This is a genomic window from Maribacter aquimarinus (assembly GCF_047345505.1).
In the GTDB taxonomy this organism is placed as follows: Bacteria; Bacteroidota; Bacteroidia; order Flavobacteriales; family Flavobacteriaceae; genus Maribacter.
Genome location: NZ_JBLFEO010000015.1, coordinates 1 through 18317, shown reverse-complemented (window position 1 = coordinate 18317; position 18317 = coordinate 1). Strand labels below are relative to the sequence as shown.

The following is an 18317-nucleotide window of genomic DNA, read 5'->3' as shown; positions in this document are numbered from 1 at the left end:
AAGGATCACATACCAAACCTTATAGTACAGGATACAGGAGCCCTTTCAAAGCTATACTTTAGTCCGTTAGGGACGATATGCGATGAAAAAGCTAGTTTTAGGTATTTTTTGGGTGTTAACAGTGGGGTTTGTTTCCTGCGGGGAGGAAAGCAAACCCACAAACGACCTCGCCCAGGAATTTATGGAGCCCCCGCACAGTTCAAAGCCAAGAACGTGGTTTCATGCCATGAGCGGAAACATGAGCAAGGAGGGGCTCACAAAAGACCTGGAGTCCATGGCAGAGGTGGGCCTGGGAGGCCTACTGTTGTTCAACGTTACCCAGGGCATCCCAAACGGCCCCGTAAAATACAACTCGCCGGAACACCATGAAATGATTGCCCACGCCGCCAAAGAGGCAGAGCGCCTTGGTCTTTCCTTTGGGGTGCACAACTGCGACGGTTGGTCTGCCAGTGGCGGACCCTGGGTACTCCCGGAAGAATCAATGAAAATGGTGGTATGGAGCGAAAAGGTCATCAGCGGTGGCCAGGTGAACATCTCCTTAAGGGAACCCACCAAGCGCGAGGGGTTTTACAAGGACATTGCCGTCATTGCCTACCCCAGCCTTCCTTCTGAAGTGGACGATGCCCTAAACACCCCAATACTGAGCGCATCGGACCCCAACCTTGACCTGAACCTTGTTTCAGACACCAAGGTGGATGCCGAATCTACATTGACCGCCAAAAAGGACGAATCCCCATGGATACAGTTTGCCTACCAAAAGCCCAAAACCATACGCTCTGCCAAAATCATTTTTAAAGACCGCCATAGTACGGCCATGCTGCAAACCAGTGCGGACGGCATCAATTTTACCGATTTACGGGATCTTTTTAAGGTGAGGACGGGAAAAGGGGAATGGGCCATAAACGATCATTTTAAGGGGGTTACCGCAACATACTTCCGCTTAAGGTTTAACCGCACCACCACCATCAAGGAGGCCCAGCTCACGGCCAATTATTTTTTGAACAACCCCTTGGGCAGGACCGCCATTGCCCGTACGGAAGACCAGGAACTCCAACCCATTGGAGCACCAGCTCCGGATATGGTCATAGCACCCTCCGACATCAAAGACCTTACGGCCCAAATGGATGCCAGCGGTGTTCTGAGCACAGACCTGCCCGAGGGCAATTGGACGGTGATGCGCTTTGGTTACACCTCCACCGGCGCATTTAACAATCCCGCCTCCGACGAAGGTCGTGGGTTGGAGGTGGACAAACTGAGCAGGCCGCCTTTTAAGAAGCATTACGATGCCTTTATCAAAAAGGTGGTGAACAAGGCGGGACCGGTTGCACCAAATGCCTTGCAGTATGTTGAAATTGACAGTTATGAGATGGGCGGGCAGAACTGGACGGAAGATTTCAACACTATCTTCCAGAACGAGAAGGGTTATGATTTCCTGGCAAAACTGCCATTGGTGGCCGGTAGGTTCGTGGAAAGTGCTGCCGCATCGGAAGCCGTGCTCTCGGATTACAGAAAGGTGATTTCCGACCTTATGACCAAGAACTACTTCGAGTACTTCACCGAACTCTGCAATGCAGACGGCCTACAGAGCTACATTGAGCCCTACGGCTTTGGGCCCTTGAACGATTTGGACATTGGTGGTGTCACCGATATTCCCATGGGCGAGTTTTGGATGAACCGGCCCATTACCCAGACCGAATCGGCCGTTTCTGGGGCGCATATCTACGGTAAGCCCGTTATTTCTGCGGAATCGTTTACCTCCACACCACAAATTAACTGGAAAGGGCATCCTGCCATGGCCAAGACCTCGGGCGATCTGGGGTGGACCTACGGCATCAACGAATTCATGTTCCACAGATTTGCGCACCAGGCCAATCCCAATGTTGCCCCGGGAATGACCATGAACCGCTGGGGCTTTCATTTTGACAGGACCCAGACCTGGTGGAAAAATGCCGGCGCCGCTTGGTTCAAGTACATTGCACGGGGCTCTCACTTGCTAAGGCAGGGCCATCCCGTTTCGGACCTGTTGATCTATGTTGGCGAAGGGGCCCCGAACTCGGCCTATTACCGTGACCAAATAACCCCCAACATCCCCAAGACCATCAATTTTGACAATGTGAACACGGATGTGCTCTTAAACCGTTTAAAAATCAGGGACAGGCAATTGACGCTTCCGGAAGGCACCACCTATAAAATACTCTTGCTCCAAAACAGCAAGACCCTGTCCTTGGCCACCGTAACGCGCATTCTTGACATTGCCAAGGGCGGTGTGCCTGTGTACGGAGAGGTGCCCGAGCAACTGGCGGGCTACCAAAATTCCGATGCGGACAAAGAGGCGTTCCAAACCGTTGTCAATGAGCTTGGGCCCTTTATAAAAAAAGTGTCGGACTGGGACATCCTTTTGGCTTCCAAGAACATAGCCCCGGACCTGAGCGTGGTGGGCGGCGAACCCGTGGACTATGCCCACAGGAAAACCCCTACGGAAGATATTTATTTCTTTTTCAACCAGGATTCCACGGAAAGGCGCTTTGAAATGGAATTTAGGGTGGCCAACAAAATTCCGGAATTATGGAACCCCATGGATGGAAGCATCACTAAAATGGGCCACTTTAAACAAAAAGGGGGCATTACAACTGCCGCCATAACCCTGAGCGCCGGAGCATCTACCTTTGTGGTTTTCAGGGAGAACTTGGCCCAGGCCCCTACCGTGGAAAACCTGCCCGAGGGCATGGAGGTGGAATTGACGGCAACGAACCAACTGTTGGCCCGGACCAACAGAACCGGCAAGCACACCTTGCCCTTGTCCTCTGGAGAAAACTGGGAGATTACACTAAGTGACCTTCCCGCGCCCAGGGACATTTCCAAGAATTGGAAGGCTACCTTTAACAAAGCGGGCGGCTACGGTGGCACAGTGCTTTTTGATTCTTTGGTGGACTGGAGCCAACATCCCAAAGACTCCATTAAATATTACAGCGGAACGGCCCGTTATACAAAAACCATTGACCTTGCCCCCGAAGAAGTGGCAAAGGATGTCAGGGTACGGCTAAACCTTGGTACCGTGAACATTGTGGCAGAGGTGGTGCTGAACGGAAAAAAAGTGGCCGTGTCCTGGATGCCGCCCTTTGAGGTTGACATCACCGATTTTGTCAACGTTGGCGAAAACACCCTGGAGGTGGCCTTGACCAACCAATGGAGCAATAGATTGATCGGAGACGAGCGCTACCCTGCCAATGACGGGGGCTATGAGCTTGGCCCGCACCGGGCCACCGACCTTACCATGCCGGCATGGTACACCAACAATGAACCCAGACCGGAAGGAAAGCGCACCACCTTTACCACGGCCCCCTTCTACAAAAAGGACGACCCATTGATGCCTTCCGGGCTATTGGGCCCGGTAACCCTAACTTTTATGAAAACCATTGCACATAAACCATGAAAAACAACATTTTAAATTTAACATCTTCCTGTTTGATCAAGGCTACCCTTTGCCTCTTCTTAGTGGCCGTTACCGGGTGCAAGCAAGAAACAGAGGAGAACAGCCTGGCCTTTTCCAAAATAACCACAGATTACAAGGTGAACCCAACGGCCATAGAAAACGAAAAACCACAGTTTTCCTGGGTAGTGCAAACAGAGGGGCACAACAAGTCACAGTCTGCCTACCACATCATGGTGGCCACATCTAAAGAAAAGTTGGGTGATGCCACGGCAGCGGTCTGGGACACCAAAAAAGTGGAGAGCGAACAATCTGCATTTGTGGATTACGCCGGCAATGCCCTAGAGCCCCTGCAAACCTATTTCTGGAAGGTGAAGATCTGGGACGAAAAAGGAAACCCCTCTGCATGGTCTCCGGTACAGCAATTCACTATGGGATTGATGGACGAAAACAATTGGGGCCAGTCTAAATGGATCACCCTGAACAAGGATACCCGGAAATCTCCACACCGCTTTAGGGACTACAAGACAGGCAAGATGAACGCGCCACTTCCAGTGGAAGGTTTTGCCGCCAGTTATTTTAGAAAGGAAACCAAGATAGACAAAGAGGTGGTAAGTGCCCAAGCCTATATCTGTGGCCTGGGGTATTATGAGCTGTATCTGAACGGCAATAAGGTGGGAGACCATGTGCTGGATCCCGCCCCGTCCAACTATGACAAACAGGCCTATTACGTAAACTACGACATCACTGAGCAGATCAAATCAGGGGACAATGCTTTTGGCATCATTATGGGGAACGGGTTCTACGGACAGAACATCTCCTGGAAAAACGATCCGGAGTCCGAAAAAGACCTGGCCTACGGTGCCCCAACGGTAAAACTTATGGTAAAAATGACCTATGCCGATGGCTCGCAAGAGGATTTTTTTACCGATGGAACCTGGAAAGAGGCAACGGGGCCCATCGTCTTCAACAATATCTACGGCGGTGACACCTATGATGCCCGGTACGAGATCAATGGCTGGAACACCGTGGGCTACAATGACCAAAGCTGGGGCAGCCCCAAAGTGGCCTCGCCCAAACTTAACAAGATCAGCGCCCAGCAAATACCGCCCATCAAAAAATTACGGGAACTGGAGCCCCAAAAGGTCTTTAAAGGAGCGGACGGCGAATGGATCGTGGATTTTGGACAGAACATAGCCGGTTGGGTAAAATTGCAGGTCCAGGAAGCCGAAGGGCAGCTCGTTGAGGTCATTGCCACCGAGGCGCTGCGAACGGATGGCAGCGATATCTTCCAAGGTTCCACCGGCGGCGGCGCCAACGGGATGCCACAGATTTATAGATACATATGCAAAGGGGACGGGACTGAGTCTTGGGAACCAAAATTCAGCTATCATGGCTTTCGCTATGCCAAGGTCAAGGGAGTTTCAACCAAGCCCGATGGCCAAATGATCAAAGCGGTGCTCGTGGCCACCGATATAGGAAAAACGGGCCGTTTTACCACTTCGGACGAGCTGCTCAACCAAATGCACAGCATCAGTAAATGGACCATTGAAGACAACCTGCACGGCATTCCCGAAGATTGCCCCGCAAGGGAAAAATGCGGTTGGTTGGGCGATGCCCATGCCTTCGCCGAGTACGCCCTGTATAATTACGATATGTACGATTTCTATAAAAAATACATGGAAGATATCCGAACCCAAATGCGCCCCACCAAAGGACATAACGACCCCGATATAAAATTTCAGGTGCCCACCATGATCGCGCCGGGAAAACGTACCTCCACTTACGCCAAAATAGACTGGGGCGTGGCCACCATGTACCTGCCCTGGTACAATTACCTCTATTACGGAGACGACACCATTATTGAGGAGTATTATGACGAAATGAAGAACCTGACCCAGTTTTACCTGAATTTTAAAGGGGAAAATGGCATAATGCAAGATGGGATGGGCGATTGGTGCCCGCCACTGTGGGACAGAAGGAAAAACCCCGGTGCCATGGAAACGGATCCCATTATTTCTGCCAATGCCTATTTTTATGATGTCCTTGGCATAATGGAGCGCTTTGCCCAAATGAACAACGATCCCGTTTTTGAAGCAGAAATGAAGGCCGAAAAAGAAGCCCTTCTGGCCGCATTCAACAGGGAGTACCTCAAGCCCAAGCCGGGCACGGAGCACCAATGGTACCTTAGCCAAACAGCAACGGTACAGGCCCTGCAGTTTGGAATGGTTCCCGAAGCCGACATTGAAACCGTGGTAAATGGTCTGGTGCATGATATTGTGGAAGTGAAAGGTGGGCACCATGCCACCGGCATACACGGCAACCGGTACATCTATACGGTGCTTGCCAAACACGGCAAAGCCGATCTGGCCCATGAAATATTGACCACGCCAGAATTTCCCAGTCAGGCCTATCAAATAAAGTCGGGCTTTACCACTTGGCCGGAGCGCCAGTTCATTTGGGAAGAGATGGAAGGGCCAACCAACTCCCTGAACCATCCCATGCACTCTGGCTTTGCCGCCTATTTCTTTGAGGCCTTGGGCGGTCTAAAACCCACTGCCGAGCACGCGGGGTTTAAAACCTTTACCGTGAACCCCATGGCGCCCTCCCATATTACCAGCAACGAGATCAGCGTGGATACGCCCTATGGCACCATAGAAAACAATTGGACCCTAAAGGGAAACGTTTTTGAAATGGACCTGGCCGTTCCTTTCAATTCAAAGGCATTGCTCCCCTTGACCGAAAAGGAAAAAGAAAACCTGACCATTAACGGGGAAAATTGGCAAGATATATCCAAGCTACATTCAGACGGCAATTACGTCTCTCTGGGTTCCGGCACCTACAAGATAAGGTACACCAAATGATCGGCTTAAGGTACAGAACAGGGGCACTTTGTCTGTTTCTCCTTGTTATGGGAGCCATCCTAAATGCCCAAAAATCTAAAATAGACATGCCAGAGGGCCGAATAGCCTATTCATCGGACGGAAATTTGCATGATTCCGATGATTGGGGCGCCACAGCCTTCGCCATGGCCTTTTTACATTATGCAGACCTCAAAGAAAGACTTGTTCACTACGATTACAACAACCATATGGGAAAGTCGCGCAAGGCTTGGGAACGCATCATGGACGATGCTGCCAAAGGAGGGGCAAAACGCTTTGGCCTGGATGTGTCCAAAGTGTTCAACGGCCAAACCGAAAAACAGGGGGCCATTGAAAATTTTGTGAGAGAGGCCAAAAAGAGTACGGCCAGAGATCCGCTCTGGTTCATTTGTGCAGGGCCCATGCAAATGCCCTATGAGATGTTGCAAGCCGCCCCAAAGGACAAAAGGCGGCACATATATGCCATATCGCACAGTAAATGGAACAACGAACACGTACACGGTGAGCATACCAAGACCTGGGCAGACATGAAGGCAGATTTTCCCGAAATGACCTTCCATGAAATTGCCGACCAGAACACTTCAAATGGTGAGGACGATTTTCATTCCCACATACAAAATTGGTTTTGGTTGCGGGACAGTGACGATGAGAATTGGCAATGGCTCTATGCCATGGATGACACCGAACAGGTCGATCGCCTGGAGAACTGGAAATCCGATGCAGAAAAAGGCTTTGATATCTCAGATGCCGGCATGACCTATTGGCACATTACGGGCGGTCCCAACGGAGGCAACGAAAAAGCGGGTTGGAGAGAGGCCAAAGCCCTTCTGGAAAACAAGCCAAAAGAAGAAGGGACAACCCCTGAAATTGTACTTACATCTGCAGACTATATTTTTTTGGAAGCCGAAAGCACGGGTTCCGACCTGGGAGAGTGGTTGTCCATCAAAAAAGGGGATCCGCATTATATAGATGGGGCCTCTGGTTTTGCGCAATTGGAATTCCAAGGAAACGCACCGGACGGAGGTACGCCCAACTCGCCCTTGCAATATGCCTTTAACGCACCAAAAGACGGCAACTACAGGCTACTGATCATGACCAGTAAACGTTTGGGTGGCGCAAGCGGCAATAGGTGCAACGATGTCTATGTAAAATTAGACGGCAACTATGCTTCTGCCACAACCCTGCCAAAGGAAACCCTGGAAACGTATCTCAATTTTTCACAAGAAGGAGGTCCCGAAACACCGGAACTGGCCTGGCACTGGGCCCAACGCGCAGAAAAAGTCAAGGATGAGCACTTTGAGCTTATGTACAACTTAAAGAAAGGTGAAACATATACCCTAACCGTGGCAGGAAGTTCGCAACGTTTCAGTATGGATTATATGCTATTTTACAACGCCGACAAATTTAGTCTAAGAAAAGCCAAGCAACTTTTTGCAGTGGCAAAAAATAAGCCCTGAGCAATAAGCCATAAACTATGGGAAAAAGAGCAATTCTATATGGTATTCTATTAATGATGGCCCTGCCCGTGCTTTCATGCGGCAAAGATGCTGAACCCAATGTACCGGAAGAGGAAAATGTTACGGATCCCCCCACGGACCCCGAAGATGGCAACGGGCCCGTTGAAGGGCCCGACCCAAACCCCAACGAGGTCACCTATTTGGAGCGAAACGGTATCGTAAGCGTTGAATTTGAAAGTGTTACAGGTGATATTGAGTGGGAAAGAAGGTCTGCTTTGGAAGGTTTTGACGGCGATGGTTACCTGGTATGGAACAAGCCCGACAATTTTAGGGAACCCGGCAACGGTGTACTGACCTATAGATTGACCATTGGTACCACGGGCACCTACCGCTTCATTTGGCGTTCCAGAATTACCGAGGGAGACACCCAGTCAGAGGCCAATGACTCCTGGCTAAGGTTCAATGATGCGGCCGATTTTTTTGGGGAACGCAACGGGAGCCTGGTCTATCCCAAAGGAAGCGGAAAAACACCCAACCCAGAAGGCAATAGCGCCGATGGATGGCTAAAGGTATACATGAACCGGTTGGGCGAGTGGTTCTGGCGCTCCAATACCAGTGACAATGACCCCCATGACATTTATGTGACCTTTGACGAGCCCGGCACGTACACGATGGAAGTCTCCGGCCGTTCCCAATTCCATGGTCTGGACAGGTTTGTGCTCTTTGTGGAGGGCACCACGTTCAATGAGGCCCGGGACGCGGAGCGCAGCGAACGCAGAACGCCGTGACATATACTTAAAAAAAATGAAACACCACCTTTTTCCATTGCTCCTACCCGCTTTTTTTCTAATGGCGCTGGCCGTTACCGGGCAAAACCCCATTGTTCCCAATATGGGGCTCAATGACCCCCATGTGCATATCTTCAATGACACCGCCTACGTATATGCCTCCCATGACAAATCTGCCAAAAACAAACGGTTTATCATGGAAGACTGGTGGGTATGGTCCTCGCCAGATTTGGTGAACTGGAGCCACCGGGGCACCCTGCACCCCAAAGAGACCTATATTGGGACCGATTTTGAGGGCTGTTGGGCCACGGATGTGGGCTACCGGGACGGTAAATATTACTGGTACTTTTCTGAAAAAAACCAACAAGCGGGGGTTATGGTGGGCAATTCCCCCACGGGACCCTGGACAGACCCATTGGGCAAACCTCTGCTCAGCGAGGAGCTTACGCCCACGGATGAATATGACATGGCCATTTTTGAAGACAACGGGGAGCACTACATCATCTTTGGGGTCTGGGATTTTTACATTGCCAAACTGAACCACGATATGATCAGCCTGGCCGAAGTCCCTAAAAAACTACAGATCAACAACCCCAGGGGACCCTACAACCAGGATGGAAAAAACAAGGAGAAACCAACGGACGACAAACCCTTTGTGCACAAGTACAACGGTAAGTACTACTTGTCCTGGGGGTGTTTTTACGCCATGTCGGACCAGCTCTATGGGCCGTATGATTACAAAGGCACCGTAATTACCAAGGAAAGTTTTGCAGAAGGGTATGATGCGCCCACCTGGCCCAATGGTTTTCTGCAGGGCAGGCACGGTTCTTTCTTTGAGTGGCACAACCAATGGTACTATGCCTATTGCGATATAAGCCAAACCGGCAACCGGTGGTTCAGGGACACTTTCATCAGTTATGTGCACTTTAGGGAAAATGGGGAAATGGCCACCATTCGGGTAGATGGTACCGGTGTGGCCAATTACCGGGCCAATGGGGCCATTGAGGCCGAAGACTATTTTAAGGCAGAGGGCTTTGAGAAGAAAGAGCTGGAGAACGGATTTTCAGTGGTGACCACCGCCCAGAAGAGCCATCTACATTTCCCCAACATAAAAGGAGCGCACAACTATAAGGGAATCACCTTAAGGACAAGGACCAATGATGTGCCGCAATATGCGCTGGAGGTAAGGAGGAACGCCCTAGAGGGCAAGGTCCTTTTCAAGGATACCCTTGAGCCCGGCCCAGGAAGGCAGGGCTTTGGTTCGGTCAACATTCCAATGGAAGGGTTGCGCGAGACGGAAAGCCTGTACCTACTGTTCCAGGTAGCACCTGGCACAGAACTTGAAATAGATGAACTACAATTTTATAATTAACCTCCAAAGATGATACAGACCCCCTTAAAACCCCTTGTTCTCTTATTTTTCATAAGTTTGGGATGTGTGCTCAGCGCACAGCAAAAAATGCCCTACCAAGATGCTTCCCTATCCTTTGAGGAAAGAATCAATGATCTGTTGCCCCGAATGTCAGTGGAAGAAAAAGTGGCCCAAATGCGCATATTCCACGCCAATATAGGGGTGGAATCCGATGAAAAAGGACGCCTAAAATTATCCGATCGGGTGGTTGAGAAACTTAAATTGGGCATTGCCGGCATCAAGAACCCCGGCGAGCACATTTCGCCCTTGGCCGCCGCCAAACTCAACAATGAGCTACAACAGTACATTATGGACAACAACCGTTGGGGCATCCCTGCGCTCTTTGTCACGGAATCCTATAACGGGGTAGATGCCGCGGGTTCCACCAGGTTTGGCAGGCCGCTTACCTCCGCGGCCTCCTTCAATACCCAACTGGTAAATCGTATTTGGGACGTGGTGGGCCGGGAGGCCCGTTTGCGCGGAATGCACATGTGCCACTCCCCCGAAGCGGACATTGTCCGTGACCCGCGCTTTGGCCGCATGTCCGAAGCTTTTGGGGAAGACACCTTCCTTACCACACAAATGGTTGTACATGCCATCAAGGGCGTTCAGGGCAATTATGACGGCCTGGGCCAAGGCACCCATATTGGAGCCGTGGCCAAGCACTTTGCCGGTTACGGGCAGGTATTGGGAGGCTCCAATTTTGCTGCCGTGGAAATTTCACCCAGAACCCTGATAGATGAGGTCTATCCGCCTTTTGAAGCCGCCGTTAAGGAGGCCAGAAGCCTGGGCATCATGGCCAGCCACGGCGATATAAACGGTGTGGCCAGCCACGGGAATCCCGAGTTGTTGACCGGAGTTTTGCGCGATCAGTGGGGCTTTGATGGCTATGTGGTCTCCGACTCCAATGACATTGCCCGCCTCTATTATTTCATGAAGGTGGCCGATAGCCCGGAGGCAGCCGCCCTAATGGGATTGGTTGCCGGTATTGATATTGATCTTTATGCGGAGGATTCCTATGCCTACCTACCGGAAATGGTGAAAAAAGACCCCTCCATAGAAAAAATGATAGACCGCTCCGTGCGCAGGGTACTCCGCACCAAGATGATACTGGGGCTTTTTGACAATCCGCTGATAGATTTGAAAACCGTGGAAAAAGGGGTGCGCAACCCAAGCTCCCTGGCCCTTGCCGAAGAAGCGGACCTGGAATCCATCATCCTACTAAAAAACGATTCCAATGCCCTTCCCCTGGAGCCCAAGAAACAGAAAATAGCCCTATTGGGACCCCTGTTGGACGAGAGCACCCAGGCCTCGTACGAAGCTGTGGCCGGTGACCGGGCCTCCTTTGTTTCCGATCAGGGTTTTGAACTAACGGACCAAAAAGGAGGGGCGCCCAACCTGTTGCCCACCAAGGAAGAAGACCTTGAACGCTTGGTGAACCTGGCAAAATCTTCGGATGTTTCCATTCTCTACTTGGGCGGCGATGAATTCACGGCCAAAGAGGCCTACTTTAACAAGGCCCTGGGCGATCGCGCAACCATTGAACCCTTGGGAGCGCAAGACGAATTGATTCAACGTGTCAAGGCCTTGGGAAAACCTGTAATAGTGGTGCTCAAGCACAGAAGGACCTTGGCCATCAATGTAATTTCCGAGCAGGCAGACGCCATCTTGGACGCTTGGGATTTGAGCGAAAGGGGCGATGTGGCCTTGGCCAAGATCATATTTGGTGAGGTATCGCCATCCGGGAAATCGCCGGTGACCATTCCCAGGTCCATAGGGCAGCTCCCCTTTCATTACAGTCAAAAGGAAATCAACTATAAAAAAGGATACCTGTTCTTGGAAGAAGGCCCCCTATATCCCTTTGGCCACGGCCTCAGCTATACAGATTTCCGTTATGAAGACCTTAGCCTATCTGCCAACACCATAACACCGAGCTCGGAACTGAAGGTAAGTGTAAAGGTCACCAACACCGGCAGCATAAAAGCCAAGGAGGTGGTTCAAATGTACATAAAGGATGAGATTGGCTCCGTGACCAGACCGGACAAGGAACTAATGGGTTTTGACAAAATAACCCTGGAACCGGGACAGACCAAGACCGTAACCTTTACCATTACCCCTAAAATGCTGGAGTTTACCGGCTTGGCCATGACCAAGGTATTGGAACCAGGGGATTATAGCGTCATGTTGGGCACCTCATCCCAAGAGTACCTAAAGGCATCGTTCAGATTGGAAAAATAGAGTAACAAAGTAAACCAAATACAATGAAGACACAGACTTTTATTACGCCCTTTTTATTGGCTTTTCTCCTAATGGGATCAATTGGCAACACCACACGGGCACAGGAATTGGACAAAAAGGCAATGGAACAGGCCATGGTACGGGCCATGGAATGGCAAGAGGCCCATCCCATCTTTGCCCTGGCCCCAACGGATTGGACCAACGGTGCCTACTATACCGGCGTGGCCAAAGCGCATGAAACCACTAAAAATCCCATATTTTTGGCCGCCTTGAAGACCATGGGCTACAGAAATCAATGGAAACCACTGTACAGAACCTACCATGCCGATGATGTAGCGATTTCCTACGCCTATCTCTACACCAATCTAACCCGTAAAAACCTGGTGGACCTGGAACCAACAAAAGAGTTTTTGGACATCCATCTCTACCAACCCAACAAATGGAAGGACGGTACCGACAAAAACAAGGAGAAAGGAATACTGTGGTGGTGGTGCGACGCCCTTTTTATGGCCCCACCGGTCATAGCGGTCTATGCCAAACAAACAGGTGAACAACAATACCTGGAAGCCATGCACAAATATTACACGGAGACCTATAACCTGCTGTACGACCAGGAGGAAAAGCTCTTTGCCAGGGACACCCGATACCAATGGGGCGTGAACGAGGAAGACCTTAAGGAGCCCAACGGTAAAAAAATATTCTGGGCCCGTGGAAATGGATGGGTTCTGGGCGGTCTTGCCCTTTTGTTGACCGACCTGCCCAAAGACTACGAGCACTATGACTTTTACCTGGGCCTCTACAAGGAAATGGCCAACCGCATAAAGGAACTGCAGCATGAAGACGGCCTTTGGCGAACCAGCCTATTGTCTCCGGAATCCTGGAACCACGGGGAAGTGAGCGCAAGCGGCTTTTACACCTATGCCCTGGCCTGGGGCGTTAACAACGGTATTCTGGACAGGGCCACCTATGCCCCCAGCGTAAAGAAGGCCTGGAACGCCCTTGTGGCCTGCCAGCACGAGAACGGCATGGTGGGCTGGGTACAGGACATAGGGGCCGATCCACAACCGGCCACGGCAGATAGTTGGCAGAACTATGGTACGGGGGCCTTTTTGTTGGCCGGCAGCGAACTCTTAAAAATGGAATAGCCCCATGCACAAAATCCCAGCATTCCTTCTTTTGCCCTTACTGGTCCTTGGCCATGGCGATCTCTTGGCCCAACAGCCAAATGAGATCAGCGATACGTTTACGGTATTGGACCATACCAAGCTACTAAAGGTAAAAGAAGGGATTGCAAAAGGTTCCGATAAATACATGGCCGCCTACCGAAAATTACTGGCGGAAGCGGAAAAAAGTCTTGACGCCACACCCACCTCCGTGGTACAAAAAAGCACGGTTGCCCCCAGCGGGGACAAACATGACTATTTGAGCCTGGCCCCCTACTGGTGGCCCGATCCGGACAAGGAAGATGGCCTGCCCTGGATCAGAAAAGACGGAGAAGTGAACCCCATGACCCGAGGGGACAATGTGGACACGGATTCCAAAAACCAACTCTTTCACCACGTAAAGACCCTGTCCCTGGCGTATTTCTTTTCTGATGATGACGCTTATGCCCAAAAAACAGAGGAATGGCTCAGGGTTTGGTTCGTGGACAAGGAAACCAGGATGAACCCGCACCTAGACTATGCCCAGGGAATACCCGGAAGAAATACCGGTAGGGGGTTTGGCATCATTGATTTTTATGGGATTCTCCATATCGTAACCGCCTTGGAGATTCTGGAATTGGAAAATGCCCTCACCCCGGATCTGGCGCTGGAAATGAACACGTGGCTGAGCAATTATCTCAATTGGCTCCAGACCAGTGAATTTGGACTGTTTGAAAAATCTAGAAAAAACAACCACGGCACCGTTTACGACGTTCAGGTGGTGGCATTGCTCCTTTACCTTGACAGAACGGAGGAAGCAACAAACATTTTAAAATCTGTGGCAAAAAACAGGATAGAGCCCCATTTGGCGGCAGATGGCTCCCAACCCCATGAAATTGCGCGGACAAAAGGGCTCACCTACAGTGTGCTAAATTTGTCCGGGCTCACCAGATTGGCCTTCCTTGGCAGAAAAAAAGGGGTTCATGTAGAGCTCTGGGACCTTGACTCCGAGAAGGGCAACCTTAAAAAAGCGCATCAGTATCTTTCCCAGTTCCTGGACGGGAAGTCCACCTGGCCCTACCAACAGATCGGGGATTGGGAAAAGGCCCTGGAACGCTTGCAAGGCTTGTTTGCCACCACGGGCAGCATATTGGACGTGCCCGATTATTGCCAGACAGGGCAAAATGCCAAAACCAAGGACAAGCTAGAGCAATTGGTGTACCCCTGTTTTTATTGAAATACCTTAACTTTAGAAACCAGAGTGCATCCCTAAGATCAAGAGCAATGGCAAAGCAAGGAAAAAAAGACCCAAAACAGACGCTGGCACCCCATACAAGGAGAAGGTTCCTGAAAAACACGGCCCTGGCCGCGGGCCTGATCAGTATTGTTCCAAGACATGTTTTGGGAAGGGGCTTTGTGACGCCCAACGACAAGATAAACCTAGCTTACATAGGCCTGGGCAAACAGGGCGGTATCCTTGCCAACCGCTTTCTTTCACAGACAGGGGCGCAGATCGTGGCGGGGGCAGAAGTCTGGTCTTCCAAGAGGGCGTGGTTCAAAGAACTGGTACAAGGGTATTATGCAGAGAAAAGGAAGGTAAGCCAGTACAATGGGGTAACCACCTATCTGGATTACAGGGAAATGTTGGAACAAGATGGGGTGGACGCCGTGGTCATTGCCACACCGGACCACTGGCACGCCCAACAGGCCGTGGATGCAATGAAATTGGGGAAAGACGTTTTCTGTGAAAAGCCCATGACCCATAACATCAAAGAGGGCAGGGACATGGTCAATGCCCTAAAAAAATACGACAGGGTGCTGCAGGTGGGCAGCATGCAGCGTTCGTGGTCCAAGTTCATTACGGCCCGTGACATCGTGTCATCCGGGCGCTTGGGCCAAATAAAAAAAGTATTGGTAAATGTGGGAGACCCTTCCCGTGCCTATGACCTCCCCTACCAGTCCACCCCCGAAGGGGTGGACTGGAATTTATGGTGCGGCCCGGCACCCCTGATCTCCTACCACGAGAGCATTGCACCCAAAGAGGTGAAGACGTACCCAGACTGGCGCCAATTTAAGGAAACCGGTGGGGGCATCCTGGCAGATTGGGGAACCCATATGTTCGATATTGCCCAATGGTGCCTGGGCATGGATGAGACCGGACCGGTTTCCTACATTCCCCCCAAAGACCCCAAGGCCACCCGGGGGCTAAAGATGTTCTATGAAAATGGCATCGAGATGGAGCATACGGATTTTGGCCGTGGCTGGGCAGTGCGCTTTATGGGCAGCGAAGGTTCTTTGGATGTGAGCAGGGGCTTTTTGGAGAGCACGCCCGCCAGTCTGGCATTGCCCAATGGAGGCGACCCAAAAGAACTTTTCAAGGACCAAGGCAATCACTACCAAAATTGGCTGGACGCGATCAAGACCAGAAAGCAACCCATTTGTAACGTGGAAACAGGGCACAGATCGGCCAGTGTGTGCCACATTGCCAATATCGCCTATGAGCTTGGCCGCCCCCTGACCTGGAACCCTAAAAAAGAAAAGTTCAAAGGCGATGCAGAAGCCAATAAAATGCGGAAACGTAACCCTAGAAAATATGACTAGCATGCAATCAGTAAAAATAGGTTCCTTGATCCTTTTTCTTTTTGTGGCCCTTAGCTGTGAAGAGAAGAAAAAACTGGATACAACCACCTCAACTGAGGCCGGCCCTGTTATTGAAAAAAACGATACGTACTACCACTACAGTATCTGGTGGGCTTTTGTAAACAAGGTTTTTGATGCTGACCTATCCGTGGCAGAACTCAAGACCAAAGGAGATACCGGACTAGGCTCTTTTAATCTTCTGGATGGTGAAATGGTGATGATTGATGGCATTGCTTATCGGGTTCGTGAAGACGGTACCATCAGCGAAGGAGCTGACACGGACAAAATTGTTTATGCCAATGCCGGTTTTTTTGAAAATGACTTCAACCTAACTCTAGAAGTTAAGGAAGGAATGGATATGGAGGGGTTAAAATCACAACTTCTGGACAAACTTCCCTCACCCAATTTTTTCTATATGTTTGAGATAGAAGGCCTTTTTGATTATATGAAATGTGGAGGTCTTACAAGACAAGAACCGCCTTTTGAAGAAGGACTGGATGTGCTCATACCCAACCGACCTGTTTTTGAAGGAAATAGAGTATCGGGCACCATTGTTGGCTTTTATTGTCCTGACTTCATTGGCAACATCAATGTAAAAGGATTTCACTTTCACTTTATTTCCGATGATAAAAAACTTGGCGGTCATGTGATGGATTTCAAGGCTACGGAAAATATAAAGGTGGGTATAGACAAAAAGACAGATTATCATTTTGTATTGCCAGACAATGCAGATTTTGAAAATGTGAGCCTCGAAAAAGAATTTCAATACAAAAAAAACGATGCGGCAACAGATGAACAATAGTTTTAGCGAAAGGTCTAGGATATGATTAAGGCGAAAAAATGAATGGAGATGACCGGCCACAAGGTTTAACGGAAAACCACATCTAAAAAATGGTGGCCTTTAAGGCAAATGTAATGGAAACCTATTCCAATGATTCTCCTGCAACCTATGCTCCCAAGACGAAGTATTTTAGATGGACAAACAATATGAGAATTCCAAGACCCACCCTGTACCACTTGATATTGTTGCTGATATCACTTAACATAGCTTGTACGAGTCCAACCAAGGACATAACTGTTTTTGCACCAAGCGATGGTCCTCAATTAGAATTTGCGCTTACAGAACTTGAAACAGTATTAAAGACAAAAGGAATTACCGTAAAACGTTCTGAGCACTCGGATGCCACTATTTTGTTCCATCTCAAGAAAGACAAAAGGCTGAAATCCGAGGGGTTCGAAATTACCAAAACAGAAGGAAAAATAAGCGTATCCGCCTTGGATGTTGAGGGGCTTATGTACGGCGGTCTAGAACTCGCTGAGCAAATAAAGATTGGCGGAATAAAAGGTGTTGAAAACACCCTGCAAAACCCTTATATGGAAAAACGGGGCAGCAAGTTCAACATCCCGCTGGATGTCAGAACACCAAGCTACACGGACGCCAGTGCCACTGCACAACACAATTTACCCGTAATGTGGGAAATGGATTTTTGGGAAGCGTACATTGATAATCTTGCCCGCCATCGCTATAATTACATTTCGCTTTGGAATTTGCATCCTTTTCCATCGATGGTAAAAGTGCCGGGCTTTGAAGACATTGCGCTAGACGATGTCCATAAGTCCACCATAGATTGGAAAGAAAATTACCACCTCCACGCAACCGACATTACCTCACCAGAAATATTGGAAAATTACAAAGTAGTCAAAAAAATAACCATTGAGGAAAAAATAGGGTTTTGGAAAAAGGTAATGCGCTATGCCAAAGACAGAAACATTGATTTTTATGTCATTACATGGAACATTTTCACCAATGGAACGAACGGAAAATATGGTATTACAGATAGGTTTGACAATGAAGTTACCAAAGAATATTTCCGAAAAAGCATAAAACAACTTTTTGTTTCCTATCCTGATCTTCAGGGCATTGGGCTCACCACAGGGGAGAATATGCACAATATGAACTTTGATCAAAAAGAACAATGGGCTTATGACACCTACGCACAAGCTATTTTAGAAACGGCAGAAGAAATGCCCGAAAGAAATTTTACCTTCATCCATAGGCAGCACCAAACGGGGGCCAAAGCCATTGCAGAGAAATTTAAGCCGGTAATTGATGCCCCCAACATAGAGTTTATATACAGTTTTAAGTATGCCAAAGCACATGTGCTCAGCACAACAGAACAACATTACCATCAAGGTTTTGTAGAAGCTAACCATCCCCCGAAAAAAAGATGGATAGTTTATGAAAGCCTTGGTTTTATTGATGTTCCGGGAGGTTCTAAAATAGGAAAACTGTTTTAAAAGTGGTAAATTGTAATAGCAAAAACGAACA

General features: G+C 49.5%; 11 protein-coding genes. All 11 read left to right on the top strand.

Annotated features, from left to right (window positions below):
• The first annotated feature begins 82 nt into the window (after positions 1-82).
• Positions 83-3433, top strand: a complete 3351-nt coding sequence (locus tag ACKWCC_RS11790; RefSeq protein WP_413996142.1) for a glycosyl hydrolase — start codon at positions 83-85, stop codon at positions 3431-3433.
• Positions 3430-6294, top strand: coding sequence for an alpha-L-rhamnosidase (locus ACKWCC_RS11785; protein ID WP_413996141.1), 2865 nt, complete (start codon positions 3430-3432; stop codon positions 6292-6294). The genes ACKWCC_RS11790 and ACKWCC_RS11785 overlap by 4 nt, the downstream gene beginning before the upstream one ends.
• Positions 6291-7769: a hypothetical protein gene (locus ACKWCC_RS11780; protein ID WP_413996140.1), complete on the top strand. Its 1479-nt coding sequence runs from the start codon at positions 6291-6293 to the stop codon at positions 7767-7769. The genes ACKWCC_RS11785 and ACKWCC_RS11780 overlap by 4 nt, the downstream gene beginning before the upstream one ends.
• Before the next feature lie 17 nt (positions 7770-7786).
• On the top strand, positions 7787-8557 hold the full coding sequence (locus ACKWCC_RS11775) for a hypothetical protein (RefSeq protein ID WP_413996139.1): 771 nt from the start codon (positions 7787-7789) through the stop codon (positions 8555-8557).
• 16 nt (positions 8558-8573) lie between these two features.
• Positions 8574-9929 (top strand): family 43 glycosylhydrolase, encoded by a 1356-nt coding sequence (locus ACKWCC_RS11770; RefSeq protein WP_413996138.1) that lies wholly within the window; start codon positions 8574-8576, stop codon positions 9927-9929.
• 9 nt (positions 9930-9938) lie between these two features.
• A complete protein-coding gene (locus tag ACKWCC_RS11765; protein WP_413996137.1) occupies positions 9939-12206 on the top strand; it encodes a glycoside hydrolase family 3 N-terminal domain-containing protein in 2268 nt (755 codons plus the stop codon).
• 23 nt (positions 12207-12229) lie between these two features.
• Complete coding sequence (locus ACKWCC_RS11760; RefSeq protein ID WP_413996136.1) at positions 12230-13351, top strand: glycoside hydrolase family 88/105 protein; 1122 nt, start codon at positions 12230-12232, stop codon at positions 13349-13351.
• A 4-nt stretch (positions 13352-13355) separates the two neighbouring features.
• The gene (locus ACKWCC_RS11755) at positions 13356-14585 is read left to right on the top strand and encodes an alginate lyase family protein (RefSeq protein ID WP_413996135.1); all 1230 of its coding nucleotides are present in this window, start codon (positions 13356-13358) and stop codon (positions 14583-14585) included.
• A 47-nt stretch (positions 14586-14632) separates the two neighbouring features.
• Positions 14633-15949: a Gfo/Idh/MocA family protein gene (locus tag ACKWCC_RS11750; RefSeq protein WP_413996134.1), complete on the top strand. Its 1317-nt coding sequence runs from the start codon at positions 14633-14635 to the stop codon at positions 15947-15949.
• Between the two features lies 1 nt (position 15950).
• Complete coding sequence (locus ACKWCC_RS11745) at positions 15951-16790, top strand: acetolactate decarboxylase (protein WP_413996133.1); 840 nt, start codon at positions 15951-15953, stop codon at positions 16788-16790.
• 113 nt (positions 16791-16903) lie between these two features.
• Entirely contained in the window at positions 16904-18286 is a 1383-nt protein-coding gene (locus tag ACKWCC_RS11740) for a glycoside hydrolase family 20 zincin-like fold domain-containing protein (protein WP_413996132.1), read from the top strand.
• Positions 18287-18317 lie beyond the last annotated feature (31 nt).